This is a genomic window from Ignavibacteriales bacterium (assembly GCA_026390795.1).
Classification (GTDB): domain Bacteria; phylum Bacteroidota; class Ignavibacteria; order Ignavibacteriales; family Melioribacteraceae; genus Fen-1258.
On record JAPLFG010000003.1, the window covers coordinates 1,984,013 to 2,010,510 of the forward strand.

The 26,498-nt window shown below is 36.4% G+C and carries 17 protein-coding genes and 2 tRNA genes; 9 read left to right on the plus strand and 10 right to left on the minus strand.

What is annotated here, in order from left to right; genetic code table 11:
- The 8 genes from NTX65_12265 to NTX65_12300 form a co-directional block, all read right to left on the minus strand.
- A complete protein-coding gene (locus tag NTX65_12265; protein MCX6170112.1) occupies positions 1 to 1,488 on the minus strand; it encodes an NEW3 domain-containing protein in 1,488 nt (495 codons plus the stop codon).
- Positions 1,489 to 1,505: 17 nt separating this feature from the next.
- Positions 1,506 to 2,036 (minus strand): PDZ domain-containing protein, encoded by a 531-nt coding sequence (locus NTX65_12270; protein ID MCX6170113.1) that lies wholly within the window; start codon positions 2,034 to 2,036, stop codon positions 1,506 to 1,508.
- A gap of 177 nt (positions 2,037 to 2,213) precedes the next feature.
- The gene (locus tag NTX65_12275) at positions 2,214 to 2,972 is read right to left on the minus strand and encodes a class I SAM-dependent methyltransferase (protein ID MCX6170114.1); all 759 of its coding nucleotides are present in this window, start codon (positions 2,970 to 2,972) and stop codon (positions 2,214 to 2,216) included.
- A gap of 118 nt (positions 2,973 to 3,090) precedes the next feature.
- On the minus strand, positions 3,091 to 3,429 hold the full coding sequence (locus NTX65_12280; protein ID MCX6170115.1) for an RNA-binding protein: 339 nt from the start codon (positions 3,427 to 3,429) through the stop codon (positions 3,091 to 3,093).
- A 309-nt stretch (positions 3,430 to 3,738) separates the two neighbouring features.
- Positions 3,739 to 3,815: transfer RNA gene (locus NTX65_12285), tRNA-Asp, on the minus strand.
- Between the two features lie 65 nt (positions 3,816 to 3,880).
- Complete coding sequence (locus NTX65_12290; GenBank protein MCX6170116.1) at positions 3,881 to 4,984, minus strand: ATP-dependent 6-phosphofructokinase; 1,104 nt, start codon at positions 4,982 to 4,984, stop codon at positions 3,881 to 3,883.
- A 45-nt stretch (positions 4,985 to 5,029) separates the two neighbouring features.
- On the minus strand, positions 5,030 to 5,932 hold the full coding sequence (gene rnhC, locus NTX65_12295) for a ribonuclease HIII (GenBank protein ID MCX6170117.1): 903 nt from the start codon (positions 5,930 to 5,932) through the stop codon (positions 5,030 to 5,032).
- Positions 5,933 to 6,095: 163 nt separating this feature from the next.
- Positions 6,096 to 7,136 carry a LacI family DNA-binding transcriptional regulator gene (locus NTX65_12300; protein MCX6170118.1) on the minus strand — a complete coding sequence of 347 codons (1,041 nt, stop codon included), beginning with the start codon at positions 7,134 to 7,136 and terminating at the stop codon, positions 6,096 to 6,098.
- Positions 7,137 to 7,385: 249 nt separating this feature from the next.
- Between NTX65_12300 and NTX65_12305 the strand changes: the two genes are divergently transcribed.
- Genes NTX65_12305 through NTX65_12325 form a run of 5 tightly spaced genes read left to right on the plus strand, consistent with a single transcriptional unit; the run spans position 7,386 to position 18,515 of the window.
- On the plus strand, positions 7,386 to 9,059 hold the full coding sequence (locus NTX65_12305; GenBank protein ID MCX6170119.1) for a peptidylprolyl isomerase: 1,674 nt from the start codon (positions 7,386 to 7,388) through the stop codon (positions 9,057 to 9,059).
- Positions 9,060 to 9,102: 43 nt separating this feature from the next.
- Positions 9,103 to 11,784 (plus strand): TonB-dependent receptor, encoded by a 2,682-nt coding sequence (locus tag NTX65_12310; protein MCX6170120.1) that lies wholly within the window; start codon positions 9,103 to 9,105, stop codon positions 11,782 to 11,784.
- Positions 11,785 to 11,831: 47 nt separating this feature from the next.
- A complete protein-coding gene (locus NTX65_12315; protein MCX6170121.1) occupies positions 11,832 to 15,515 on the plus strand; it encodes a hypothetical protein in 3,684 nt (1,227 codons plus the stop codon).
- A gap of 33 nt (positions 15,516 to 15,548) precedes the next feature.
- Entirely contained in the window at positions 15,549 to 16,574 is a 1,026-nt protein-coding gene (locus NTX65_12320; protein MCX6170122.1) for a PorV/PorQ family protein, read from the plus strand.
- 60 nt (positions 16,575 to 16,634) lie between these two features.
- Positions 16,635 to 18,515 carry a T9SS type A sorting domain-containing protein gene (locus tag NTX65_12325; GenBank protein ID MCX6170123.1) on the plus strand — a complete coding sequence of 627 codons (1,881 nt, stop codon included), beginning with the start codon at positions 16,635 to 16,637 and terminating at the stop codon, positions 18,513 to 18,515.
- Positions 18,516 to 18,682: 167 nt separating this feature from the next.
- Here NTX65_12325 and NTX65_12330 read toward each other — a convergent pair whose 3' ends face one another.
- Positions 18,683 to 20,662: a GDSL-type esterase/lipase family protein gene (locus NTX65_12330; GenBank protein MCX6170124.1), complete on the minus strand. Its 1,980-nt coding sequence runs from the start codon at positions 20,660 to 20,662 to the stop codon at positions 18,683 to 18,685.
- A 128-nt stretch (positions 20,663 to 20,790) separates the two neighbouring features.
- Here NTX65_12330 and NTX65_12335 point away from each other — a divergent pair, with 128 nt between their 5' ends.
- From NTX65_12335 to NTX65_12345, 3 genes are all read left to right on the plus strand, one after another.
- Positions 20,791 to 20,949: a DUF5989 family protein gene (locus NTX65_12335; GenBank protein ID MCX6170125.1), complete on the plus strand. Its 159-nt coding sequence runs from the start codon at positions 20,791 to 20,793 to the stop codon at positions 20,947 to 20,949.
- Between the two features lie 115 nt (positions 20,950 to 21,064).
- The gene (locus tag NTX65_12340) at positions 21,065 to 23,284 is read left to right on the plus strand and encodes a TonB-dependent receptor (GenBank protein MCX6170126.1); all 2,220 of its coding nucleotides are present in this window, start codon (positions 21,065 to 21,067) and stop codon (positions 23,282 to 23,284) included.
- Positions 23,281 to 24,288, plus strand: coding sequence for a DUF4249 family protein (locus tag NTX65_12345; protein ID MCX6170127.1), 1,008 nt, complete (start codon positions 23,281 to 23,283; stop codon positions 24,286 to 24,288). Before NTX65_12340 ends, NTX65_12345 begins: the two co-directional genes overlap by 4 nt.
- A 53-nt stretch (positions 24,289 to 24,341) precedes the next feature.
- Here the strand turns inward: NTX65_12345 and NTX65_12350 are convergent, their stop codons facing one another.
- The gene (locus NTX65_12350) at positions 24,342 to 26,186 is read right to left on the minus strand and encodes a glycoside hydrolase family 13 protein (protein ID MCX6170128.1); all 1,845 of its coding nucleotides are present in this window, start codon (positions 26,184 to 26,186) and stop codon (positions 24,342 to 24,344) included.
- 152 nt (positions 26,187 to 26,338) lie between these two features.
- Here NTX65_12350 and NTX65_12355 point away from each other — a divergent pair.
- Positions 26,339 to 26,425: transfer RNA gene (locus NTX65_12355), tRNA-Ser, on the plus strand.
- The last annotated feature ends 73 nt before the right edge of the window (positions 26,426 to 26,498 follow it).

The following is a 26,498-nucleotide window of genomic DNA, read 5'->3' on the forward strand; positions in this document are numbered from 1 at the left end:
CTATTTTCTTGTAAGTTTAATTCCGAATATTACTATTCCAGCAACCAGACCTATAATTAATAATACAATCAAGATGGTCCCGATTACATTGTCGGATTGTTTCACTTCAATAGTGATTGTCTTGTCTTCGGCTTTTACTAATTTATCATCTGCCAGACATGTTGTGCGCAGACGGATATCATATTTGCCGACTGTAACATTGTCCGGGGGTGTTAATGTGAATACGATTCGTTTTTCTTCTCTGATATCAATTGATTCAACAATTTTCGGATTGATCGATTGAGTCCAATTCAAAGGAAGATCAAGTTCAAATTCAACATTGTCAAGACGGCGAGTTCCTTCGTTCTTAATATCGATCGGCACTTCAATTTTATTTCCCGGCAGAATCGAAAAATAGAGTTGTCCCGAGTTTACTTTTAATTCGCCAGTGCCTCGCGGTATGATCTCTAGTTTAAGATAACCTATATCGAGTTTATCTAATTCTTCCTTTTTCCAAATTCTATCTTCGTTCAAATCGATACTGTTTACTTTGTCATACGGAATTGCCAGAACAAAGAATGAAATCGGTTTATCAATCTGTACTTCACCGGTTGAACGGTCGGGTAGAAAGACTTGCAAATTTGTTTTACGTGTTTGAGTACTCTCGCCGAATTTGAATTGGCTCAAACGTGCTTGTGTAGCCGGATCAACAAAAAATTTATTTATCTGTTTTGGGAGATTAACTGCTTCTAATTTATAAGTGTTTGTAGTCCCGCTGAAAAGTTCTAACGACATTGAAAATGAAGCCGAGCCGCCAAGATCAACTTCCTGTGAGAATTGATCTGATTGTAGAACAACTTTATTTACAGACTGATCTTTCTGGAGAAAAATTTTGGGCGCTCGTTGTGTTCCATTACCATAAATTATGTTTACAGTAACTTCATCTAAATCCTGAAGCAGTGTGAAATCAATTGTCTGCGGTTTCCCGTAATGCAACTCATCTATTTTAGCTTCATACGGTTGGCTTATTATTGAGTTTGATCCGTTCAGAATAGAGACATAAATATTATTAACTACTTCCGGCTGCAGAGATTTGAATAACGCATCTTCAATGTTAATAAGTTTTTTAAACTCTTCTCCGCCGCTTGAAGCGTTGGCAAGTTTAAGTCTTACATGTTTTTTGCCGTCTTTTGATTGGTATTTTACGGCTTCGGCAACGGTTACATATTGTTCCTCAAACAAAACTGCGAGCAGCGCCTGGTAATAATTTACTTCGGCGTCGGAGTAAACACTTTTCGATCGTTGTAATTCCTGTTGTGAGATCAGTTGTTTACCAAACATTGCCTGTTGACGATCGTAATCGGATTTGGCAACATCATATTGTTCTTTTGCGCGTTTCAATCCGAGCAAACGGTATTTATCGTCTTTAGGATTGTAATAAGATCCCGAGGATTGAGCACAAAGATCGCCTACTATTAGAATGAATAATAACAGTATCAGTTTTTTCATCTGTCCTCTTGGCTAAATTATTTTTTCTTTTCAGATTTGATGATAACATTTCCGCCGGCTTTCTTCAGTGAATCCGGGTCAAGTTTTTTATTCCCTACAATAACTTTTCCACTCTCAACTTTCATATTGCCGGTGCCATCACCGCCGATTCTAATAACCTGTTTTCCTCCCATCTCCTGTTTTGCTTTTATAAATGAGACAATAAAGCGCTGATCATTTCTCTTTATTCCCAGCTTAACTTCTTTTCCTACTTCAGCAGTGCCGAAATATTTTTTGAAATCACTCATGGTTTTAATTCTGTTACCGTTTACAAATTGTATTTCATCACCGGTCTGAAGATCGAGCTGCTGATATATTTTTTCCCGCTGATCAGATTCGGGCATTGGACCTAGCACAACCTTTCCATTTTCGAAGATTGCCATCCCTTTAATCTCCGGAAAAAATTCTGCTGCATCTTTGTTAAAACTAAATGTTTTCATCTGCTGGGCAGACATGATATTGCAAATAAATAAAAGTGAAATAAATGTAGTAGTAATAAAACGGTTCATTTGAGTTCTCCTTAGCTTGTAGCCTGAAATGTTATACCGTTAGAGTTCCATGAGATAAAAAAAGTTGCCGGTTTTTATCAATCACGATTGACATTTAACAGTTCTTAACATTTTTTAATTAATATTAACTAATAAAGGGAGGACTTAATTCCCCGGTCGATTTACAATTTTATACGATTAAATATTCTTCCCGGAGACAGAAATAAAACTTAGTCTGACTGGAAAAATCATTTTCGGATTTATCTCTACCGCTTCCTTTATCTTATTGATTCCAGCAGAGTATTCTTTGTCGCTCAATGAGGCAAGTTGTGATGATTGGTTCTTAAGTAAAAATGTGTCGTTAAAAACTTCTTCCCCGGTCATATCATTAATAATATTTTCCACAATATTTATTTTAACATTCCGCAATCCGGCTTCTTTCATCCAGAGCTCAATTAATTCGAATGAGGGGAACCGGTTCAAATCTTTTTCAAGTGTACCTTCAAAGAAATCATATATATACCAGTTATCATTTTTATTACCCGGATCTAAACCAATTATTGTTAGAACTCCATCTGGTTTTAAAAACCGGGAAGAATCCCGAATGAACTCTTTTTTATTCTCGAATTGATGGATTGCATTGACACAAAAGATAAAATCAAATTTACTGCTGGCAAAGGGAAGGGAATTGGCATCGGCGCGTATCAAATTAATTTTGTTAATGTTCCTTTGCGCTTCTTTAAGCATTCCCGCAGAAAAATCAACACCGAATTTGTTGAGGCCATGATCTAATTTTTTCAGCCAATGCCCGGTTCCGCACCCAATCTCAAGAATATTGCTAAATTTATTTTCAGAAATGATATTGAGAAGTGCTTTATTGATTCCCTCCATTGGATTTACTTTATAACGTAAATCATAGTCCGGTGAGAGGTTGTTATAATTGGTTGTCATTTTCATATAAAAAAATCCCGCCAAGAGGCGGGATGCAAGTAGTGGGACCAAGATCCCTATAATTATTTTAGAATATGCCCTAGGGGCAAACACAATATAAGATAATCAAAAATTAAAAAAAATATTACCAGCGTTTTCCGCCACCGCCGCTGCTTCCGCCGCCACGATTTCCGCCGCCACCGCCACGGTTTCCACCGCCGCCGCCGCCGCGTCTGGTATCTGTTTTAGGACGAGCTTCGTTGACAACAATTTTTTTGCCTTTTACTTCTTTGGTGTTTAGTTCTTCAATTGCCTTTGTACCGGCGGCTTTGTCATTCATTTCTACGAATGCAAAACCTTTTGATTCGCCGCTAAACATATCGCGTATAATTTTTACGCTTGCTACGGCGCCGAATTCTTTGAAAAGACCTTCTAAATCTTGTTCGGTTGCTTGCTGGGATAAATTACCTACGTAAATGTTCATCACTTACTCCTTTTGTTGTTTTTATTTCCCTGACAAGAAATTAAATAACCGATTTGCGATCCGACTCAAGACGAGTTAAATGAAAAACGTATATGACGGAGATTAAATTGGATAAGGAGAAAATAGGTTGATGTGAAGATTCTCTTCCATCTAATTTAGAATCGCTAAATTAATTGTTGCTCAGAGTTAAAATTTAAGAACTTAATTCCCTTCCTTAATCAATGTGGAATTATTGTTTCGTTAACGTGCTGTATATTATTGCACGCATAATAATTTCTATACTTCAGAAATCTCTTTTAACAGTCTAAGTGGCGGGGCCGACGAGACTCGAACTCGCGACCTCCTGCGTGACAGGCAGGCGTTCTAACCAACTGAACTACGACCCCGTAAAAGAACGTGCCTTTTTTAAGGGCGGACAAAAATAGCAATTAAACCATATCCAAAGCAAGAGTTATAATTTTTCTGTCCCGAAACTTACACCTACTGCACTTGCAGCTAATACTGCTTGATCTTTCGGCTTGACTAATTTCTGCCGTGCAATTGCATCTACAATGCGAACGCTTTTAATTTCTGCTCCTTTTAAGGCAACCATTTTTCCAAATTGTTTTTTAACGGCGAGTTGAATAGCATTCGTTCCAAATTTTGTAGCTAATATTCTATCGAAAGGTGATGGACTTCCGCCTCTCTGCAGATGCCCAAGTACGGTATAACGTGTTTCTAATCCAGTATTTTCAGAGATCATCTTTGCGACATACTCGCCGATGCCACCAAGCTGAATCGGATCGGTTCTTCTTATGTCTTTTGCTTTTGTAATTAATGAACCGTTTTTAGGTTTGGCGCCCTCCGCTACACAAACAAGACTAAATCTTTTTCCGCTCATATTTCTTTGAATAACTCTATCATAAACCACATTCCAATCAAATGGAAGTTCAGGAATTAATATTATATCCGCACCGCCGGACAAACCGCCGTTCAGAGCAATCCATCCTGCGTATCTTCCCATAACTTCTATAACCATAACACGGTGATGCGCCGAAGCTGTTGTATGCAGGCGATCTAATGCTTCCGAGACAACATAAAGAGCGGAGTCGTGCCCGAATGTTTGATCGGTTGCTTCAAGATCATTATCAATTGTTTTCGGAACACCGATGATATTCATTCCCATCTGGCTCAATTTATTTGAGATGTGCATTGTTCCATCGCCGCCAATTGCTATCATAGCATCAATATTCCATGCAAGATAATTTCTCATCGCATCTTTTGAGCGGTCAACTATTTTTAGTCTACCATTAATTTCTTCCGGCCAATGAAACGGATCTCCTTTATTAGAGGAGCCAAGGATTGTTCCTCCGGTTGCTAAAATTCCGGATACATCTTTATTGTATAGCTCATGAGATTTCCCTTCAACGAGTCCTTCAAATCCATCAAGAATACCAAGCACTTTCAAACCCATATCCTGTGCCGGTTTAGTAACACCGCGTATTACAGCATTCAATCCAGGACAATCTCCACCCCCGGTTAAAATACCAATTCTTTTTACTTTTGATTTAGCCACTTGTTTACCCGTTACTTATGATGAAAAATTTATGAAGCTTCAGAACTATTTTATTTTTGCAAAAGTTTTGAAATGTAATTTTCCAAGTTCACTCAATTTTTCTTCTCCGATTTTTTGGAGTAATTTTTTTGCAAATTTTTCAGTCTCAATTGATGAACCCTTTGGCAGAACCAGCCCTTTTCTTGAATGAGATTCAAACCAATCAACAAAACTGTTCCTTGCAAGAATCGATGCGGCAGCAACCCCAATATATTTTTCGGCTTTGGTTTCTTGAATAAACTCAACATCAGAATGTTTAGAAAGAGAAACCACATCCAATTCTTTTTTGCTGAATTTATCAGTAATGACAAATTTGCACATTGTATTATCGAGCAAATTATCAATTGCTTTAGAGTGAGCCCAGTTAAGGAGTTTATTGAGGTTATTGAATTGTTTGTATAATTCATTGTACTTGTGAGGATTAACTCTAACTATCTCGAAATTTTCACCAATTATATGTTTTATTTCTTTAGCCAATAAGGTAATCATGTTATCGCTTAAGTCTTTGCTGTCACGAACCCCGACTTTTGTAAGTTGCTTTTTAGTCTCTTCATTTACAAATACAGCCGCTACGACAAGCGGTCCAAAAAAATCTCCTTTGCCGCATTCGTCCGAACCTATATATTTTACCGGCTCTATAAACGACGAGTCGTTCAAATCAAGTTTAGGTTCATCTAATATTAGATTATTTAGTTTTTTGTAAAGATTAGATTTCAAATCACCTTGAAGAATAGTTTTTATTCCTTTTTTACCGAAATAAACCTGAACCTTAATTTTTTCCTTTCCGCTGTTTACCGTGAATTCATAATTATAATCTTTTTTCGATAATTGTGAATTGAAAAGTCCTTCCTTTTCACATTGAAGGCGCAGTGATTCAATTTGCTTTTTGGCCTTGTCTTCAATTTCCATTTGAATGTTCAGATCCTTAGAAAAAAGATTATGAAAGTAAAAGTTTATTAAGTTGCAAAAGGTAATAAATTCAGTGGAGATTGCTCAAATCAATTTTGTAAACAAGTTAGACCAATAGATGTAAGTAATTGTTAATCCGACCGGTAGACAAACAATTTTCTGCTTAACATTTATTGCATTTAATACAAGTGCCGCGCAATATTAATTCAGTATCTATGACAATGTTTTTATTTATAAAATCACCAATATTGTCAATGTTATCCAGAAGAAGTTCCATCGATTTAGTTGCTAACTCTTCTGCCGGTTGATTGACGCAGCTAAGCGGAGGTGATAAGAAATTCTGAACTGGAGAATTTCCAAAGCAGATCAAATCAATATCATCCGGAATTTTCATCCCGACTTCTTTCGCTGCAGTATAAATACCGATTGCAACCGGGTATGTTACCGCAAGAATTAAATCCGGAAGATTTTTATCGTGATACAATTTCATGAAAGAATCGTAACCACTCTTTTCACCGAAGTCACCTTCTAAAATCCAATCATGGTTAACTTCAAATCCATGATCGGTCATCGCTTGTGTAAAACCAAGTATTCTTTCCCGTCCGATGTTAATATTTGTATAGCCTGCGAAATGACCAATCTTTTTATATCCGAGATTAATCGCATGATCGATTACTTTATAGGCGCCGCCTCTGTCATCAACTGTAACAGTATTACAATTGTCCAAATTAGGAATGCGATCCATAAATACTAACGGCACCTGTCTGTTTTTAGCGGTTTCAAAGATTCCGAAATCGTTGGTATCTTGAGAAATTGAAATGATTATGCCATCAACTCTCATTGAAAGAAGAGTTTGAATTTGTTTCTTCTGCATTTCGGCATTTTCTTGAGAAACCGTAAGAAAGACTTCGTAATTGATCATCATTGCATAATTATAAATCTGATCCATAATCAAGCTGAAAAAATGATGTGAAATTTGTGGAAGAACAACGCCTATAGTATTGGATTTTCTTGAAGCTAGATTTCGTGCCATGAAATTAGGTGAATATCCTAAGTCATCTGCAGTTTTTTTAATGAGCTCAGTAGTGTTATGGGAAATATCCGGATGTCCTCGCAAAGCTTTCGAGACGGTGATAATTGAAACACCTAATTTTTGGGCAATGTCGTTTAGCGTTACTTGTTTAGGACGTATTATTTTATTCATGGGTCATCTTTTTCCGGAGAAATTACTATTTAACATAATGAAATAGATGTTAAAAAATAGTGAAAGTATTTGTTCAAATTACGCTGTACAACAGGAATGTAAAAAAAGAATCCTATCAATAATAATTTGATTTTTAGTTAATGGTTTTAGTAAATTAATATTGAAAATCAAACCAATCGCACTTTTACGGAAATCACAAGTTGGGTCATTCTTTTGATCCTTTGTTTTTTACCTTACTGAAATGTAAAAATGAAAACACAGTATAAGGCTGGGTTCAAATTTATTCTTTTTATTTTATTTTTTATCAACTCTTCTCTCAAATCTCAACAGTTAGCGCTACCTAATCAAGTAATTACCTCTGTAGGATCACATCAGATAACGGTAAAAGATTTTGTTACCCGGTGTAGCGATTATATCTTTTCTACCGGCATAAAAGACAATATTGTTCTTCGTAAATCAATTATGAACAATATGATAAATGAAATTCTTCTTTATTATTATGACGATAATAAAAAAATATTTAACGATCCGGAATACCAAAAAGAATTAAAATGGGCCGACAAGCAAACAATTCTTGCTTATCTGGAAGATCAAGAAATTTACGCAAAAATTACTGTAACTGATGCCGAAATTAGAGAAGCTTACTATCGGTCTAATGAAAAGCTTAGTGCTCGTCATTTATTTGCTCAAACCGAGGAAGAAGCAAATAGTTTGTATCAGCTCTTGCAGACCGGAGCTGATTTCAAAGTTTTAGCTAAGCAAGTTTTTACCGATTCAACTCTTCAAAATAACGGTGGATACCTTGGTTATTTTTCTTGGGGAGACATGGATCCAGCGTTTGAAGATGCAGCATATTCATTAAAAATTGGTGAAATATCGAAGCCAGTAAAAACAAAAAATGGTTACAGCATTATAAAATTGGAAGACCGTGTACCTCATCCTCTCTTAACCGAAGATGAGTTTATTCGTAAAAAACATCATATGGAAGGAGTAGTAAGATTAAGAAAGAAAAAACCTGCAGAAGAGGATTACATAAACACACATTTCACTCCAGATAAATTGTTGTTCAATGAAAAATTGCTTGGGAAAATTTTAGATAATTTACCATATTCATCAGCAGAATCTGCCGAAATTCGAAAACCTTTCTCTTCTTCGTCTATCTGTGTGAAATACCCCGGTAGATCTTATAAGCAGAATGAAATTGAAAGAAGATTAAATGAAATTCCTACATTCCATCGAGAAAAAATAGTTTCCATTGACAACTTAAAATCTGCTATTGCTGGAATTGTATTACAAGATATTCTATACAAAATTGCAGTTGAGAAAGGTTATGATGTCAATCCGGCTGTTCGAAATATTATTCCAAAGTACCATAATATGATTTATTTGGCCTATAAAAGAAAAGAGATTAGTGATGCTGTGACTTTACCGGATAGCACAATCAAAAAATTCTATGACGACAATTCAATATATTTTACAGCATCAGATGAAATGAATGTACAGGAAATCATTTTGAAGGATAAATCATTAGCAGAAAATATTATCAATGACTTAAAAAACAATTCAGACTTTGGTTCATTAGCTGAGAAATATTCATTGAGGGAATGGTCTGCCAAGAATAAAGGAATTATGGGATTTGCTGAATTGTCAAAATATGGAATTCTAAAGGACACACTTTGGAAGAGTGAAATTAATAAAGTTATTGGCCCGATTAAAATTCAAGAGATGTACGGAATATTTAAAGTCATAGGAAAAAAAAATGGTCAGCTAAAGAATTTTGATCAAGTTAAAAAGATTGCAGAAAATCTGGCTAAGAAAGAAAAATCCTCATTGTTAGTTGATGAATATGTAAATAGGATAAAATCAAAAGTTAAAATAAGTATAGATGAAAAATTGCTAGGCAGTGCGATCATGAATAATTGATAAAGTTTCTTTAAAACATTTAACAGCTTTTTCTGGAGGCACCATGAAAAAAAAATTTACTGTTTTGTTATTATTGGTCATAATTCTATCAGCTAATTTATTTGCCGGAACAACTGGCAAATTAACTGGTAGGGTTACTGATAAAAAAACAGGCGAAGGCCTTCCGTTTGTGAGTGTTATGCTGGAGGGTACGTCAATTGGAGCACAAACCGATATCGATGGTAAGTATCTTATCCTTAATATCCCGCCAGGAAAGTACAATTTAAAATTCCAATATGTGGGATATCAGTCTAAGGTGGTTCAAAATGTCCAGATTTCGATTGACTTAACTACCAATCAAGATGCAACTCTTGATGAGACTGCTGTTGAAATGCAGGCAATTGTTGTCCAAGGCAACGTACAGAAAATTCAGAAAGATATAACCTCAAGCCAGACTAGAGTTACTTCCGAAGAAATTAAAAATCTGCCAGTTGCAGAAATTAACGACATACTTCAGCTTCAAGCAGGAGTTACAAAAGATGCTGCCGGTGGATTTCATATAAGAGGCGGACGATCGTCTGAAATTGCCTATTGGGTAAATGGAATTTCCGTTTCAGACAGTTATGATAACAGCCGCGGCATTGAGCTTGATAACTCAAGTATTCAAGAACTTCAAGTAATCAGCGGAACATTTAATGCTGAATACGGACAAGCCATGTCTGGTATAGTTAATGCGGTTACAAAAGAAGGCGGGCGTGAGTTCAAAGGTGATATAAAAGTTTATAGCGGAGATCACTTAAGCAATTTCACAGATTATTTTCCGGGTACAAATAAATTTAAACCCGTTAAAAATTATAACTTCCAGGGAAGTATAAGCGGCTCTGTTCCGTATACGGAAAATAAAATTGGATTCTTTATAAACGGCAGATACGCTTATGATGACGGATATTTATACGGATGGAGAGATTATCTACCTTCAGGACAACCGGGCGACAGTTCTCTCGTCCCGATGAATTGGAATAAACGTTTTATCGGACAAGCGAATATAAGCTTTGCCGTTTCTTCTAACATTAAACTGAATGCAGAAATTCTTTACTCCAAAGAAAATTATAAAAATTATAACCATGCATTTAAATTAAATCCGGATGGAGATAATTTAGATGTATCTCACAGTTACAATGCAACTTTTACACTTACTCATACCTTAAACAATTCGTCATTCTATACATTGAAAGCATCTAAATTTTTTAGAGATTATAGAGCGCAATTATATGATGATCCGCAAGATCCACGGTATATGCATCCGGATTCCCTTATCACAGTTGCTTACCAATTTTTAACCAAGGGAACCAATCTAAATCGTTTTTGGAGAGAAACTAATTCCAATATTGCAAAGATTGATTACACTAATCAGATTTCGGAAAATCATTTAGTTAAGCTTGGTGTGGAAGGACGAATTCATGATTTATCTTTCGATAATTATAATCTAGAGCCGTTGTTGGTAAATGGTATTCCGGCCACTCCATTTGTTCCTTCAATCCCTATTGAAACTTCTCCGAACAGACAAAAATTCAATAATAAGCCGGTTGAGTTTTCGGCGTACTTTCAAGATAAAATCGAATATCAAAGTGTGATAATAAACCTTGGCTTGAGGTTCGATTATTTTGATTCGCGTGGAAAAGTCTTAGTTGATCCAACCGATCCAAACATTAATTTGCCATTAAGATCGGAATTGAAAAATCTTTCTATTGTTGAAAGAGATCCCTTCTTCTATAAAAATGCTAAAGCTAAATCGGCAATCAGCCCTCGTTTTGGTATTGCTTATCCAATCAGCGACAAAGGTGTTCTCCATTTTTCTTACGGACAGTTTTTACAGATTCCAACATTTACTTATCTGTTCAACAACGGGCCTTACTATGTGCCTAATACAGGAAATTTTTACGGACCATACGGTAACCCGGATTTGAAACCACAGGAAACTACAACTTATGAAATTGGTTTCCGCCAAGATTTCTTTGATGATTTTAATGTTGATATTACAGGATTTTACCGCGATATAAGAAACTGGGTAACTGCCGGGGCCCTAATTGTAACAAGAAATTTGGTCTCATATTCAACTTACATAAACAAAGATTACTCCAATGTAAAAGGAATTACACTTAATCTTAACAAAAGATTCTCAAATCACTACTCAATTGATTTGAATTATACATATCAGGTTGCTGAAGGAAGCAACTCGAGTCCAGAGGATGCTTTTTATCAGCAGCAGGGTAACGCAGAACCAAAACTTTATCTACTACCATTATCTTGGGATCAAAGACACCTTTTGAATCTTTCAATGTATGTCGGCGATGTTGATTGGGGTGTAAGTTTAATTGGTAGGTACGGCACGGGTCTTCCATATACACCTTCGATTACACAATTTACTGCTGAGCGTGGAATTACTTCCGGACTTACAGAAAACAGTAGAAGAAAACCAGATCAGTTTGTGATTGACCTGAAAGCGAATAAATCTTTTAAACTTGCCGGATTCAATATTACAGCATTTCTCCAGGTCTTTAATTTGCTTGATACAAGAGTTGTGGTAAATGTATTTGGAGATACCGGTCAGCCGGATTTTACAACAAGTGGGCAAAATGTTGGTGCTGATCCTCGCCGCCCAACGTCGGTTGCGGAATATTTGAAATATCCTTATAACTATGGCGAACCGCGTAATATTCAATTTGGTTTTGAATTTCAATTTTAATTCTATGATTAGGAATAAGTTTAAAAAAGATTAATAAGGAGAAATAAATGACTAGAAAATTCAAACTAGTGACTGCTTTTGTGATAACGATTCTCTTGACAGTTGATCTCTCGGCACAATGGGTCCCATTTATTCCCGGGCACTATAAACCAGGTAAAGAGAGAGGAGACGTAACACAAAGAGTAAAGGGGCAGATGGAGGGAAACCAAATTCGTGCAACCATTTTTAATTTTGGTTTTACAGGCCGCGAGGGAGGACAATATCCATACTCGGTTCAAACGCCATATGAATGGCCCAAAAATACTGGTCAAGTTTACCTTGCACTTGAGGCTTTAATGATGGGTGGTGAAGTAACTGATAATACAGGAAAACTACAGCACATAATTGATGTATCTGACTTCCGTCAATCGCCCGAAGGCAAGAGCTGGAATCTTGAACCAGTTCCGGGATATCACAATGAGAAGGCAAATCAAATTGCAACCAGTGTTGACCCTTCTACATGGCCTACATCTTGGCCTGATAGGACAAACGATGCACTTGACCCAGGCTGGCGGGGTTCCTGGAATGGATATTTTGGAAAAAATAAATTTAATGCAGATCAGGAAATGTATTATCGTGCTTCAGATGATGGCTATACCAGATACACCAACTATTTCCCAGATAGCACGGATTTGACACGAAAGGGAATGGGAATCATAGTTGAATCGAGAACGCTCGCATGGTCACAAGTTCTTGTGGAAGATGCACTATATCTTCTTTTTCAAATTAGAAATGATGGTACAAAAGACATTCCCAAATTTGGTGTTACAATGTGGCATGCAGATTTTGTCGGAGGAAACCCCGATGCACAAGATAATATTTCAGAATACGATATCTTAAATGCAATTGCATTCTCACGGACACGATCAAATAGATCTCCGGAGTTCGGGAACGATCCGGTTGGAATTGTTGGTGTAACTTTTTTGGAAACGCCTGGAAATGCACATAACAGAATTGATGACGATGGGGACAGCCCTGAAACAGGGCCAATCGTAACTCTGGACATACTTGCCGGTGAAATTCCAGATAACGGAATAGATGACAACGGTAATGGACTTGTTGATGAGAACCAAACTCACATTGCATTTGGCACACAAACAGGAGTTGTTTATGCGGATGGTGTAGCCCAGCCGCTTAAACCAGGTTGGTTGTCATCCAGAATTCGCCCGTTCCATGTAGAAACTAACAGTCCAATTGTTACTCAATCAATGGTCGATCAGGCTGCAAATAATCGCTGGAAACTTTGGCCCCCGTTAGATTCTTTCCAAAATGGGCAAGTACAATTAATTGAATTAACCGCTGACAAAATAGGACTACCTTTCAAAGATGAAATTGATAACGACGGCGATGGCGAAGATGGGAGTCCTAAAATTACTCAAGCAATGATAGATCAGGCTACTCATGATGCACCTTATTATCGCTACAGAGTTAATGATAAAATTGTGCTTTATAATGTTGTTCAGTCAACTCTTGGTAATAAATATGCAGATGGCATTGATAATAATAATGATGGAGCTATAGACGAAGGAATTGATGAAGGTATTGATGTGATGATTGATGAAGCACGGGATAATGGACTTGATGATGATTACGATTGGAATGTTTTACGAGATGATGTTGGTCTTGATGGTGTACCTGATACCGGAGATCTTGGAGAAGGAGATGGCAAACCAACTTCTGGCGCACGATTTGGATTACCCGGCGAACCAAATATTGATGTAACAGATGTTCATGAGACAGATAGAATTGGAATTACAAATGCTCAATATCAACCTGCAGGAAGTCTAAATATTCAAAGTGACGCTACAATGTGGTTCGACTATATGATTCCCGGAAAATTCTACGACCCACAGTTAATTCATGCGGCTGATTACGATCTATTTGTTTCGTGCAGTTTATTCCCGTTACAATCCGGTCAAACCGAGCCATTCTCAGTGGCTGTTGTGTTGGCAAATGGTCCTGCAAACGATCCTGATGGTAGTTATAGAAAAAATGAAATCCTTAAGAAAAGAATTAGAGTACAAGAGACGTATAATAATGATTACCAATTTGCGAGTGCACCAAACACTCCAACATTAACGGCATTACCTGGTAACAATAAAGTTACTCTTTATTGGGATGACAAAGCCGAAGCATCGTTCGATTCCTATTTAGATAAAATCGGAGGAGATGGACATAACTTTGAAGGTTACAGAATTTACAGAGCCTCGGATCCGGCATTTATAGATGCTTCTGTAATCACAAACGGAGCCGGTTCCAGACAGTTCAAATTACCAATTGCGCAATTTGATCTCGTTGATGGAATTAAAGGTTATGAACCCGTAGGTATAGAGGGCATTCATTTTTGGACGGGAAGCGACAATGGTCTTAAGCATTCATTTGTTGATTCTACTGCTAGGAATGGATTTACCTACTATTATGCAATTACATCTTACAGTAAAGGATTTGTAGCCGGCCAAATTGTTCCCGCTGAATGTCCTATAAGAGTAAGTTTACAAGCCGATGGAAGTGTAAAACTTGGATCTAATGTTGCCCGCATTAAACCGGAAGCTCCATCTGGCGGTTATGTAGAACCATCCCTCGGCAATTTTACACTTGCAAGAGGTTCAACATCCGGAACAGTCAATTACAATATTGTTGATATAAATAAAATACGAGATGGGCATGTTTATTATATCACATTTGAAGACACTATTAAAATTGCAAAGAATTCGACTGTCCCAGATACGCTCACTACCAAGAACTGGACCCTAAAGGATTCAACCGATAATGTTATTATTGTGAATAAAAATAAAAACCTCGATCCAACTTATGAACAGCCTTTAACCGATGGGTTTAGACTACTATTCAATAATGCACCTCGGGTTGAACTTGATAGATCAATTAGTAATTGGAACGATCCAAAGATTGTAAATTATGCTTTTGAAAAATTTGTTTACCCTGGCGGTATCAAAGGTGAAGAAAGACCAAACGATTATCGTATAGAATTTGGTGCACTCGGTTTTGGAACTTCCAAAGCAATAACACTTGCTGGTAGGCCATTCCCATCTAAACAAACAAATTTAAAAGTATATAATGTGACCAATCAAAAATATATTGATTTTGCATTTCTTGAAGTGGACGGTACCGATGGTCTACTTTCCACTAATGGTATTTATAAAGATAGAATTATTTTCTTAGAACCAGATCAAAACGGAAATCTTGTTTATACCTGGTGGTTCTATCTTTTTGATTCTCCTGATGCAACTTTGGGGACTAGATTGCCAAAGTCTGGAGATAAAATTGATCTTAAATTGAAAAAACCATTCTTATCCGGAGATGCATTTAGGTTTGTTGCGCATTCACCAAAAATTGATCCGGTTAATGCGAGTGCTGATTTAGATAATATTAAAGTTGTGCCTAATCCATACGTATCAAGTGCAACATGGGAGCCGAAGAATCCATATAACAGCGGACGCGGTCCACGCTCGTTGCATTTTACTCACCTACCGCCAAAATGCACAATTAGAATCTTTACGGTTAATGGTGAATTAGTTAATGAGATCCAACACGATAATCCGCTTAGCGATGGAACTGCAGATTGGAATATGCTAACAAAAGACAATCTTTCTATTTCTTATGGTGTTTATGTCTATCAAATAGATGCACCTGGGGTTGGAGCGAAGATTGGCAAATTTGCAGTAATTAAATAATTGTTATCGGACGAAAAAATTAAGGAGTGAGTCGTGATAAAAATAAAATTATTATTTGGATTGATTTTAGCTGCGGCACTTCTGCAACCAATAAATGGGCAGCAAGTTACAAAAACAGGAACCTCCGCCGCTAAATTCTTAAGTATCGGATTGGGCCCGAGAGCAAATGCAATGGGTGGAGCATTTTCTTCGATCGCTAATGATGCTTCTGCCATGTATTGGAACCCGGCCGGCATTTCAAACGTTAATGAGGTACAAACTTTATTTACTTATACTAAATTGTTCGCTGATATTAATGTTAATTATTTTGGCTTAGTAATGCCTCTCAGTAGTGTTGGAACTATTGGAATTAGTATTACTGCAATGAATGTCGGTGACATGTATGTTACAACAGAACTTTATCCTGAAGGTACAGGAGAAAAATTTTCAGCAGGCAGTTATGCATTTGCACTTTCATTTGCACGAAATATTACAGAAGAATTTGCTGTAGGTGCAAACGTGAAGTATATCCGCGAAAATATTTATAATTCTTATGCGGATGCATTTGCATTCGATATCGGGACCATTTTTAAAACACCATTCTATGGTGTTCGCTTTGCAAGTAGTATATCAAATTATGGATCGAAAATGCAAATGAGTGGTCAAGATCTTCTTATACGCCATATCGCAGACGCGACTAGAGCCGGAAGTAATAATACTCTTGATGCAAATCTTGCAACTGAACAATTCGACCTTCCATTGCGATTACAAGTCGGTATCTCGAGAGATTTTCAAATTCTCAATCAAAACAGATTTACAATTTCTGTAGATGCAATTCACCCAAATGATAATAATCAGTGGGTCGATGTCGGTGGAGAGATTTCTTTATTCAACGATCTAATTTCTTTTAGAGGAGGTTACAAAGCTCTTTTCTTAAAAGAAACTCAAGAAGGTTTGACTCTTGGTGCAGGTATTAAATATGATGGATTAAAGTTTTTCAAAATATCGATTGATTATTCGTTTCAAAAATTGCAATATCTTGATAACGTCCACAGTTTCGGTGTGATGTTAAGTTTTTGAAGTTATTAAAAAAATTCCATTTTATAATGGATAAACTCAAAACCAACTAATGGAGGCACAATGAAAAAGTACGCATTACTTTTTGTAGTTCTCTTCTTCGGCGCTTGGATTTCAACTGCAGTTGCACAGACTTTCAATGTTACATTTCAGGTGGACATGTCTGTACAAATTGCAAAGACAACATTTGATCCAACTAAAGATGTAATTCAAGTAAGAGGAGATTTTAATAATTGGGGCACAACCGACATGACTCCAATTTCCGCGGATAGCAAAATTTATCGGGCAACAATTGCCTGCGCAGCGGGTACCGCAAAGTATAAGTATTACTTCAAACACGGTACCGGTGTAACTGCCGATGTCTGGGAAAGTGATCAAGCTACAGATTCACATAACCGTGAATTTGCGGTTACTGCTGTAGCAACTGTTCCAGTAGTGTTTTTTAATAATGAAGTAATGCCTTCTGGAGCTTCTGCAGACGTAACCTTTAAGATTGATATGAGAATTCCTTTCAAGCAGAAGAAGTTAGATTCGGTAACAGGTAAAGTATTCGTAGCCGGTGATTTTAACGGCTGGAATACAACCGCAAACCAGTTAACGGGACCCGCGGCTGATTCAACTTACACTGCTTTAATACCGATTAATTCTGCCCAGCTTATTCATTACAAATTCCTCTTCAATGATAAAAGCGGCGGAACTCCATGGGAAGATAACTTTGCAACCGGATCTGGTAATAGAGAAACGTGGATTGTTGACGGTGCCCAGGCAATTACAAAGTTCTGGAATGATACAGATCCATCAGTTACTCTAAAAGATGGTGCAATTAACTTTACAGTTGATATGACCCCGATGTCAATGATGAATATGTTTAACCCTGCAATTGATACTCTGAAAATAAGAGGTGCTTTCAATGGATGGGGAGACAACGATCGAAGTAAATCAACAATGTTCCAGGACCCAATTAGTCCAAACCAGTTTTTCAATTCCATTGCTTTTGTTGGAGAAAAAGTTGGACAAGCGGAACTATATAAGTTCAAGATGCAATTGAGAACTGAAAAAGGTGCACTTGTTGGTGATGCGCAGTATGAAAGACCATTTTCAACAGGAGGTGGGAACCGTTCCGTAATATTCGCTGGATCACAAAGTCAAAATACTGACCCAGCTGTATACTATTTTAATGACATTGATCCTAAATATATTGTACCGGCTGGTCCAGGTCTGACGGCAGTATTCAAAGTGGATATGACTAATGCAATGGATCCGGCTAAAGTGCCGATCGTATTTGATCCAGCTCAGGATTCAGTTTACTTGGTGTGCGGTCAAGCAGCTTGGGCGCAAGTTATGGGTTGGAAAGAAGATCAATCCAGAAGTGCCCGATTGACATTAGAAAGTGGTAATATTTATTCAGTGTCATTACACATTCCCGCTGGTGGTTTTAATGGGTTTATGTACACATATCAATTTGCTCACACAGCTGACGGTTCTTTGCAGAGTGAACAGACGGGTTTTGACAACTGGAATAGAAGAGTTAGATATATTCCTATGTCAGGTACAGGACAATTTCAACAACCTTATTTTGTAATAGTGGATAAATATACAAGAGACGCCGCAAAGCCTGCAAGCGAATATGAACTTGCACCGCGTACTTTGACCGGTGTTGAGGAGTTGAATACTGTTCCTACAACATTTACGCTATCACAAAATTATCCTAATCCATTTAATCCTACTACAAAGATTAAATTTACTCTTCCTTCTGATGAATTGGTTAGTTTGAAAGTCTATAATGTTTTAGGCCAAGAAGCCGCAACACTACTAAATCAACAAATGAAGTCCGGTTCATATTCATATGAATTTGATGCTTCAAAGTTAAGCAGCGGTGTTTATTTTTACAGAATTGAGGCTGGAAATTTCAACGTTACCAAGAAAATGATTCTGATGAAGTAATTGCACACCTTTTAATGCTAAGCTATTAGCGATTAGAAAAAATCCCGCTGAATAAGCGGGATTTTTATTTTAAAGAGTATCGTTGATTTTTAATTGCGCATTAAATTATTTCATTTAATTGGAACATTATCAATATCTCATTATCCACAACTCATATTTCAATAAACTCACTTCTCCAAATGACTACGCAATTGTTGCATTAAATTTTGCGCACCGGGATAGTTTGGGTCGGAATTCAAAACTCTGGTAATTGTATCAAAGCTTTTTTTGTAATCTTTGTTCAATGCGTATGCACCGGCAAGATTATAAAGCGTTTGTGTGTCAGCCTTGTTAAACCGTACACTTTCTTCAAGATATTTAATTGCCGCCGAAATTCGTGAAAAATTCAAATCAATAGTGCCGAGCCATTTGGTTGAGATATCGTTCGGCTTAATTTGGTATCGTTTCAGAAATACTTTGTATGCTTTATCAAATTCTTTATCTTTTATTAAATCAAGACCAAGTTTATCAATAAAATCATAATATTCTACCACAATCGGATATTGGTAAATTAAAATTTCTATGTGCTGCAAAAAACCGTCAACATTTTTTTCTCTTAAATATTTATCAGCCAATTCCTGATGACAATCAATCCATGAAATTCCCTTTGTAACGCATTTATACGCAAGAGAATCTTCAAATGTTTTTTGATCGAGCAATTGTGAGTCGGGAATTTTGTTTCGAGAATCAATGTAAGGCCAATCATTTTTGAGCAACTTAATTCTATAAACAGCGATTGTAGAATCCATCTTTGAAAACGGGAATTGAGCGATTGTAGTAGAATCTTGTTTCTCGTATGGTATTGCAGCTGCAGAATTTTTTGGCAAATCATTTTCTTTTTTCATCATTTCAAAAAAGACTTTGCCCATTAACTCGTATCCTTGTAAAGTCGGGTGAAGATGATCGGTCATTAAATTATCGCCAACAATTCCGTTTAAACTTTCGGCATTGAAAGCGGAATCTACATCAACGATCGGAACGTCAAACTCAGATCCGAAACGCCTAATAATCTGATTAATTTTTTCCGGTGCTCTGAAGCGAAGTCCATCTAGATCCTTTGCAAATCTGAAAAGTGAATCCGCTCTCTTATAGTTACCGGAGCTATAAGCACTTCTTGCCTCAAAAAAAACATTTTCGGCAAGTGGAAATTTATCAATCTTTAAAGAAATGAATGGTTTCTGATCTTTCAAATTGCTCGTTAACGTTCCAAGAATTATAGGAACGTCTGCATCTTTGGCCATTTTTATTACATCACGCATATTATCTTGGAACTGTTCTAAACCAATTTTGTAATTATCAGACTCTAAAGTTATGGTTTGATCTTTAGCCATGCGCGACATCAATGTTCCGGTTTTTGCAGTTTGTTCGCTGGAAAAGATTTTTTCAGACCATTGAATAAAATCTCTAAGCAATTGAGTTGTCTTAAATTTATTCAGATTAAGAACTAGATTTACAAACGTTCTAGATGTTCCGAAGGATTCAATAGAGCCGACACCGAGTGCTCCATAATACTCGTTGTGTCCGGTATAGATTAAAATCAAATCCGGCTTTTGCTGAAGAACACCTGGTATAAAATCTCTAACTGTGTAGCTGTTTACAGCAGTAAGTCCAAGATTAATGACTTCTATTTTTGTATTAGGATAAACAATCTCTAACCGCTTGCGGATATATCGTGAGAAAGATCCCAGCGGCATGTAAGGATAGCCTGCAGCACTGCTTTCACCCAATATAAACACACGAAATGCATTCGGTGCTTTTTCCGAATCGAAGATATCCTCTATTGAGGTCGGAACGTTTTTCACGGTTGAAAAATATCTGTGTGCTACATCCGGATTTAGCATCATTTTGCCGTTAATTGGATTTACCCACATAGATAAATCAATGCCGTAAGAAAAAATACGAAGCCCAACTTCGAGCAAAATAAAAAATAGTATTGGGATGGAAATCAATATGATGTAAAAATAAAATGGAGTTTGTTGAACCGGATGTGAATTGAGATACTGCTTGATTTCTTCAATCGGGATATTTAGCTTTTTGGAAATTTCTTCAGCTGAAAATTTTCTTCTTTTTTTTTCAGTAAAATAAATCTGTTTTTTGTTGAGTGTCAATTTAACTCCAGCAGATTACTATTATTAAAATAAACAAAAATGATAAAGAGAAAAAAATGAATTCTTGACTGAAATGTTTTTTATGAGTAGACTGTACATGTAAATAAAGAATAACCTTGAGGGAATAAATGAGCAAGCTTTCAACAATCGGTCAACTCTGGACTTTCTTACGTGAAAGAAAAAAATGGTGGTTGATGCCAATTGTGTTTTTCTTAATTATTCTTGGCGGATTAATAATTTTAACAAAGGGTTCTGCACTTGCCCCTTTTATATATGCAATTTTCTAATTTGTTCAAACGCCACTCTAATTTTTTGAAGCCGCAAAAATTGATAATTTATTCAAAGATCAAAGACGACTGAAATTCTTCAAATCAAATTAATCTTCGCGATTAAAAAGTTGATATGATCAAAAAAACAATTTATTTAATTTTTATTCTTACAGGTATTGTCTCTTCACAAGAAAAAGGAACAATCCGGGGCATCGTAAGAGATTCTACGACATTAGAAGCCTTGGCTTTTGGAAATGTATTAATCAAGGAGGAAGCTATTGGAGCCTCAACAAATAATAAAGGGTACTTTGTTATAAGATCTCTTCCGGCAAATAAAAAATATTCTGTTATTGTTTCTTACATTGGTTATCTGACAAAACAATTAAGCGTTATAGTTGAAAACAATAAAGTCACGGATCTTGAAATTCTTTTAAGTCCAACAAGTATCCAGTTTCAGGCCATAGAAAAAATTGAGTATATGATAAAAGAAAAAAATGTCCCGGATCTGGGTAAAACAATTATCACACTTAAAGATCTTGCAGCGTTGCCGCACAGTGTAGAAGCGGATTTACTGCGGTCATTATTTTCATTGCCGGGTGTACAATCTACGGGCGATGTTTCGGCAAAATTTAATGTTAGAGGCGGAGAAACGAATCAGAATTTAATTCTTTTAGACGGCATTCCCATTTATTATCCGTTTCATGCAATCGGACTTTTCAGCGTTATGGACCTGGATTTAATTAACAATGTCGAATTTTTCAAAGGTGGATTTCCCGCTAAATATGGTGGAGCACTTTCTTCTGTTGTGAACATAATAACTCAAGATGGTGATAAGAATAAATATGCGGCTAAATTATCGGCAAGCTTTTTATCGTTAAAAGGAGTTTTGGAAGGTCCTCTTCCTTATGGTTCGTTTTATCTTTCCGGAAGAAAAAGTACTTCAAAAAACATATTAAAGAAATTTGTTAATAATAACGATCTGCCTGTGGATTTTTTCGATCTATCAGCTAAAGCAAATTTTGCTAATCCTAATTTTTTAAACGGATCTAAAATTACATTAATGGGTTTATGGAGTAAAGACAATCTAAAATATGAAGACGTTAAAACCCCAGATTACAAATGGGCCAATAATAATTGGGGAATGAGAATGTTTTCTGTCGGCGAGAATCCGCTTTTTTTGGATTTTGGGATTTCAGTAAGCAACTATAAAAATGAAATTATCCCAAAAGAAAGTGATATCAGACCCAAATCAAACGAAGTTACCAACTTTACCGTCTCTACAGATTTTCTATATGTTTTTGAGAGCAAGGATGAAATTAATATCGGGGCGGAAGTAAAATCATTATCAACAAAATTATTTTTATTAAATAATTTTGATTATAAAGTTGATGTCGGTGATGCGGGAATTGCAATGGAAGCGTATCTCAGTTACAAATTTTTAAGGCTATCAAATTTTGGTGCGGATATCGGCATGCGGTTCAATCTATCGCGTGATCTTCCTGCAGAAGGTGATCTTGCAGAACCACGTGTAAGTATTAACTATTTGTTAACTCCGGAAATTTCACTGAAAGGTGCCTTTGGTATTTACCAGCAAGACCTAACAACAATTGTTGATGAAAGGGAAGTTCTGTCTCTATTCGATCCGGTTATTGTGATACCGGGATATTTAAGGAAATCAAAAGCGGTTCATTATATTTTTGGTATCTCATCGAATTTGTCCTCATATTTTTCGGTTGATCTTGAAACCTACTATAAAAAAATAATTTCATCACCTACTTTGAATGAAAAGAAGGTAACTTTTTCTGATCCGGATTTTCTAGCAAGTTCCGGTGAATCTTACGGGCAAGAAGTGCAGATGAAATCTCACTTAAGCCCTTTTGATCTGTCCATTTCATATACTTTAAGCTGGGCCTTCAAAGAAGTCGAGGGAATTCGTTATGTGCCAAGATATGATTCAAGACATAACCTAAATATATCTCTAACATTAAACTTGGCTGACGATTGGCAGATTAGTGCCAACTGGGCGTACAATTCAGGTTATCCGTTTACACAACAATCAGGCTACTATGATAAATTGTCATTAAATAATTTCTTAAATGACTATCGAATTTATAATTCTATCTTCCCGGTTACATACTTTGCCAATAAAAATGCTGCACGATTACCTGACTATCACAGACTTGACCTGGTGCTATCAAAAAACTTAAATCTGAATTTTATGCGGCTACACTTGGATGTCAGCGCTATAAATGTTTATAACCGGGCAAACATCTACTACTTCGAGCAAACTACCGGAAAGAGAGTTAATATGCTGCCATTTCTTTTAACAGCCACCATGAAGATTGAGATATGAAACAACACTTCACCTTAATACTAATTATAATTCCTTTGATTATATGGCTATTCAGCTGCGATGAGAATTTATCTCCCAAAGGTGAATTGACTCAAAAATATTCTGTGAATTTGCTGCTAAGAGGAGATACTACTTTACAATGTGCCTACATATCACATTTATATGATGTTGCTGGATTTGATCCAAGTACTCTAAGTGAGGATCCGGTAATGTTAGGATCCCAGATTTCGATCAAGTATATCAATAAAGGAACAACTTATTATTTTAGAGACACTCTAGATAACAATAATCTAAATCCCCGGTACAATTCTCCATCGAAGTATTCATATTTAAAATCTTTTCGTCCTGATTATAACAGTGAAATAGAACTGAGTGTTAATCTTCCAGATGGACAAAAATTGACTTCAAAAACAACGGTGCCAGGTAAAATTAATTTTGATGAATCCAAAACCACAAATTTAATTTTCATTCCTCCTCTAATAGTTTACAACTATGATAGTGTCTATGTGAATGTATTTTGGAAGAATGAAAACCCCTATTTGTTCAAAGCAAAGAGAATATCATTCAACTATTACCATAAAGATGAAACCGGAAAGAAGACCTTGTTTGTGAAACAAATACCAATAAGCACTTTACAGGAAGGGATTCAAACCGGGTTCGATTACAATGATGTTTCATTAAAGGATGAATTGCACATTGAGCGAAAATTAGTTGAACAGGCGCTTAAAGAAATTTCGGAAGGAGATTTGAAAAAAAGCACATATTATGTGGGCCCGATACAAATTGAAATCTTATTGTTTGACGAAAACTTATCCAAATATTACAATTCGAAACTCTATTTCGACTATGGTTTTACAATCCGAAATTTTCCAGCAGACATGACCAATATAAATGGAGGATTAGGTTTCTTTGCTTCGTATTCTCAAACAAAGAGAACCATCAAATTTGACGATAATTATCTTCTCAAAAAATTTGGCTATCTGCCGGAGTCATCAACTAAATAAATTTAGTCATGACCTTTCGTTTCTTCCTCCACAGGATTCAATTTATTCGTCTATTATTTCTCTTTTAACAAAAGAATTTGATACGGATTCAAATCAACTTGAATTTTACTTCCAATTGCATTAATCATCTTCCCGGTAATTAAATCAATATACATACTCTTTCCAGCAGATAACTTCTCATTAGTCAATTCAATTTTATCTGAGAGGGAATTATTATTTATGATAGCGAATATATTCTCTCCTTCAAACGAGCGCTTGTAACCCATTATCTTCTTTGATTCATCAAATACAAAAAAGTTGATATCTCCCAGAGATAAAATTTTATTTTCTTTACGAATTGAAACCATTTTTTGATACCACTTAAAAATATTTTCATCAAACTTAACTTCATCTGCGGGTCGCTGTAATCCGAATGGGTGAGTTATTTCAGTTTCATATTTAAATTCTTTCCAAACCATCGGCTTACGGCAATCTGGGTCGTCTCCGCCCCACATACCGGCTTCGTCGCCGTAATAAATATGAGGCGCGCCGGGCAATGTGAACTGCATTCCTACAATGAGTTTTTGAATCAGCCGTTCATTTTCATCCGGCTTGCGGACATCGAATGTTTTTGTCTGTGCAGGATTTCCGCCGTGATCGTACAAAAGATCCGGATTAACAACCATAGACGCCACACGTTCGACATCATGACTATCTAAAAGATTCATCATTGCGTAAGTATTTTCAGCCGGATACTCTTTGTAAAGAGTGTTTAATGAATCGATCAATCCTTGTGGTCCAATCCGATCTTTTCTATTTATTACAAAATTTTTCAGCGCGCGTACAAACCGGTAATTCATAACTGCATCAAATTCATCACCTTTAAGCCAAGGCGAGGCATTCATCATTTTATACTTTGACCAATCGTCCCACCATATTTCTCCAACAATATATGCGTCTGGATTTATTCCTTTCACCCATGTTCTAAACTCTTTCCAAAAATTATGATTTACCATTTCGGCAACATCTAAACGCCAGCCGTCAATTCCATCATTAGGATTTCCGTCACCGTTCGGGTCCATCCATCTTTTCACAATATCATGAATATGTTCGCGGGGACCTTTTACAAGTCCGTTTTCATCTTCACGAATTTCAGGAAGATCTTTTACACCAAGCCACCCTTCATAATCAAACTTTTTCCCAGCAGAAGGTTCATCCCAAGATTTTATTGTGTACCAATTTTTGTATTTAGAGTTTTGCTGATTCTTTACAATGTCTTGAAATGCCCAAAATGTTGTTCCGGTATGATTGAAGACCCCGTCAATAATTATTTTCATTCCGCGTTTATGGCATTCGTTAATTAATTTTAAAAAAAGTTTATCTGCAGTAGTCCATTGCCAGGTTGATGGATCACCGGGATTTTCTTCTGCCCAAATTTCTCTGTCTTTTTTAGGATCCGGTCCAAAATTATTATCTATGTGATGATACATTGATGCATCGTATTTATGAAGTGAGGGTGATTCAAAAATCGGGTTCAAGAAAATTGCGTTGATGCCTAACTTTTTTAAATAATCGAGTTTGTTAATTATTCCTTGAATATCCCCGCCGTATCTGCGGACGCCTGCATTCCAATAAAAATCTTTTCCGGTTTTAATTTCCCATGACTGCAGTTTATACCAATCGCTTGTCCATGGATGATTCTGCCATCCATCGGGAACAAAATATGGCCATGCACCTTTCATGTCTTCAGGTTTGGGATCGTTTGATTTATCTCCATTCGAAAATCTTTCGGGAAATATCTGATACCAAATTGCTTCTTTTGCCCACTCTGGGACACGATCTAATTGTCTCTGTTGTTGTCCCGAAACGGTAAGTAAGGTACAGAATACAAATAAAGCAGCAAATTTTACGATCTTCATATTGCCTCACTTTTTAAAGTGTTCTTAATAAACGCACGAAATATATCTATCTTTAAACAGAATCATAAAGTAAAAATGGACCTATTCAATATGGAGAATTAAGTTTTTTTTTTCTATTGTTGTGGGCGCTTTTTGAAAAGTGTTATGCAAATGGAGAGTTGGCAGAGTGGTTGAATGCGGCGGTCTTGAAAACCGTTATAGGCGCAAGTCTATCCGGGGTTCGAATCCCTGACTCTCCGCATAGTAAAATAAAACCTCGATTATATCAATTAAACGCTGTTTTCGAGGTTTTTGTTTTTAAAAGGGGTCTGC

What these genes read in the sequence shown, in the direction of transcription:
- NTX65_12345 (MCX6170127.1), top strand. Translation starts at nt 23,281, where the DNA reads ATGAAACAACACTTCACCTTAATACTAATTATAATTCCTTTGATTATA.
- NTX65_12325 (MCX6170123.1), top strand. Translation starts at nt 16,635, where the DNA reads ATGAAAAAGTACGCATTACTTTTTGTAGTTCTCTTCTTCGGCGCTTGG.
- NTX65_12275 (MCX6170114.1), bottom strand. Translation starts at nt 2,972, where the DNA reads ATGAAAATGACAACCAATTATAACAACCTCTCACCGGACTATGATTTA.
- NTX65_12300 (MCX6170118.1), bottom strand. Translation starts at nt 7,136, where the DNA reads ATGAATAAAATAATACGTCCTAAACAAGTAACGCTAAACGACATTGCC.
- rnhC (MCX6170117.1), bottom strand. Translation starts at nt 5,932, where the DNA reads ATGGAAATTGAAGACAAGGCCAAAAAGCAAATTGAATCACTGCGCCTT.
- NTX65_12340 (MCX6170126.1), top strand. Translation starts at nt 21,065, where the DNA reads ATGATCAAAAAAACAATTTATTTAATTTTTATTCTTACAGGTATTGTC.
- NTX65_12310 (MCX6170120.1), top strand. Translation starts at nt 9,103, where the DNA reads ATGAAAAAAAAATTTACTGTTTTGTTATTATTGGTCATAATTCTATCA.
- NTX65_12315 (MCX6170121.1), top strand. Translation starts at nt 11,832, where the DNA reads ATGACTAGAAAATTCAAACTAGTGACTGCTTTTGTGATAACGATTCTC.
- NTX65_12350 (MCX6170128.1), bottom strand. Translation starts at nt 26,186, where the DNA reads ATGAAGATCGTAAAATTTGCTGCTTTATTTGTATTCTGTACCTTACTT.
- NTX65_12305 (MCX6170119.1), top strand. Translation starts at nt 7,386, where the DNA reads ATGAAAACACAGTATAAGGCTGGGTTCAAATTTATTCTTTTTATTTTA.
- NTX65_12280 (MCX6170115.1), bottom strand. Translation starts at nt 3,429, where the DNA reads ATGAACATTTACGTAGGTAATTTATCCCAGCAAGCAACCGAACAAGAT.
- NTX65_12270 (MCX6170113.1), bottom strand. Translation starts at nt 2,036, where the DNA reads ATGAACCGTTTTATTACTACTACATTTATTTCACTTTTATTTATTTGC.
- NTX65_12265 (MCX6170112.1), bottom strand. Translation starts at nt 1,488, where the DNA reads ATGAAAAAACTGATACTGTTATTATTCATTCTAATAGTAGGCGATCTT.
- NTX65_12335 (MCX6170125.1), top strand. Translation starts at nt 20,791, where the DNA reads ATGAGCAAGCTTTCAACAATCGGTCAACTCTGGACTTTCTTACGTGAA.